Origin of the sequence: Rhodococcus sp. ARC_M6 (assembly GCF_022810305.1) — a bacterium.
Classification (GTDB): Bacteria; Actinomycetota; Actinomycetes; order Mycobacteriales; family Mycobacteriaceae; genus Rhodococcus_F.
In genome coordinates, this window is record NZ_JALGQH010000071.1 from 1 (window position 1) to 1460 (window position 1460).

The window sequence follows — 1460 nt, forward strand, 5'->3', positions numbered from 1 at the left end:
GAAGGGGATTCTCAATGATGTTGTCAAGCCGCAGAAGTGAGGGGAGCGGGTTCGTAGTTGGCGTGATCGCGGAGCATTGCCCACAGGACGTTGACGCGACGGCGTGCCAGTGCGAGGACGGCTTGGGTGTGGCGTTTACCCTCGGCGCGTTTTCGGTCGTAGTAGGTGCGGGAGGCGGGGCAGTTCGTGATACTGATCATCGCCGAGAGGTACATCGCTCTGAGCAGGCGTCTGTCGTAACGTCGGGGTCGTCTGAGGTTGCCGCTGATACGGCCGGAATCGCGGGGCACGGGCGCGAGCCCGGCGACGGCGGCGAGTTGGTTCGCGCTGGCGAAGGAACTCATGTCGCCGCCGGTGGAGGCGATAAATTCCGCGCCAAGAATCGGTCCGAATCCGGGCAGGCTCATGATGATGTCGGCGTGGCGATGTCGGCGAAATCGTTCCTCGATCATCGTGTCGGTTTCGCCGATTTCGTGGTCGAGGGCCATCACCTCCTTGGCCAGTCTGGAGACCATCTCGGCTGCGATCTGTTGACCCGGAATGACAGTGTGTTGGGCGTTGGCGGCTGCGATTGCGTGATCGGCGACGAGGGAGGCGTTGCGTGCCTTGTGCTTTCGCAACCACGATTCCAGTCGCGATCGGCCGAGTCGTCGCAGCCCATCGGGCATTTGATAGCCGGTGAGCAGGATCAGCGCGGCCTGGCTGTTGCTGTAATCGAAGGCTCGCTCGAGCGAGGGAAAGTAGTCGAGCAGCTGAGCGCGAAGCCGGTTAATGGTTCGGGTGCGATCGCAGGTCAGGTCGGTGCGCCTGCTGGTGAGAATGCGCAAGTCCACTGCGATGTCGTCACCGGTTCGGACGGGTTGAAGATCTCGGCGCATCCGAGCTTGATCGGCGATGATGGCAGCGTCTTTGGCGTCGGTCTTGCCGTCCCCTTTGTACGCGGCGGAGGCGTGGTAGATCGTGCGGCCCGGAATGTAGATCAGGGGTTGTTCGCGGGTGGTCAGCAGCGCGATCATCAGCGCGGCACCGCCGTGGTTGAGATCGATCGACCAGGTCACGCCCTCGCCGGCAGCAAGAGTGAGGATCGTGTCGATCAACTCTGTCAATTCGGTTTCGTTGTTGAGTATTCGGCGGGAGAGAAGTCGCTCACCGTCTGCGTTGATGACCACACAATGGTGGTTCGTTTTGCCGGCGTCGATTCCGGCCCACAGTCTCGGCATAGCTACCTCCACGTTGTGTTCGGTTGGCGGTCCCGCGGACGACCGCGCCGTCGCGTCCTTACTCAGCGATCGTTGTCGCATCTCTCAATGAGCGGTCGAGTCGTCTCGGGATGCCGGACGGCCAATCCCCTTCGGCCATCAACAACAGCGACGAAATGCCAGCCATATCCGGCATCCCTGGGCGATCTAAGCCTAGAACTCGAAACCTCGTAGATCACCCTTCTTAAAACGTAAGGACTG

General features: G+C 61.2%; 1 protein-coding gene. It reads right to left on the minus strand.

The genetic code is table 11. The annotated features are described in order from the left end of the window. Positions 1-23: 23 nt before the first annotated feature. Complete coding sequence (locus MTX36_RS29395) at positions 24-1220, minus strand: IS110 family transposase (RefSeq protein ID WP_243623188.1); 1197 nt, start codon at positions 1218-1220, stop codon at positions 24-26. Between the last annotated feature and the right edge of the window lie 240 nt (positions 1221-1460).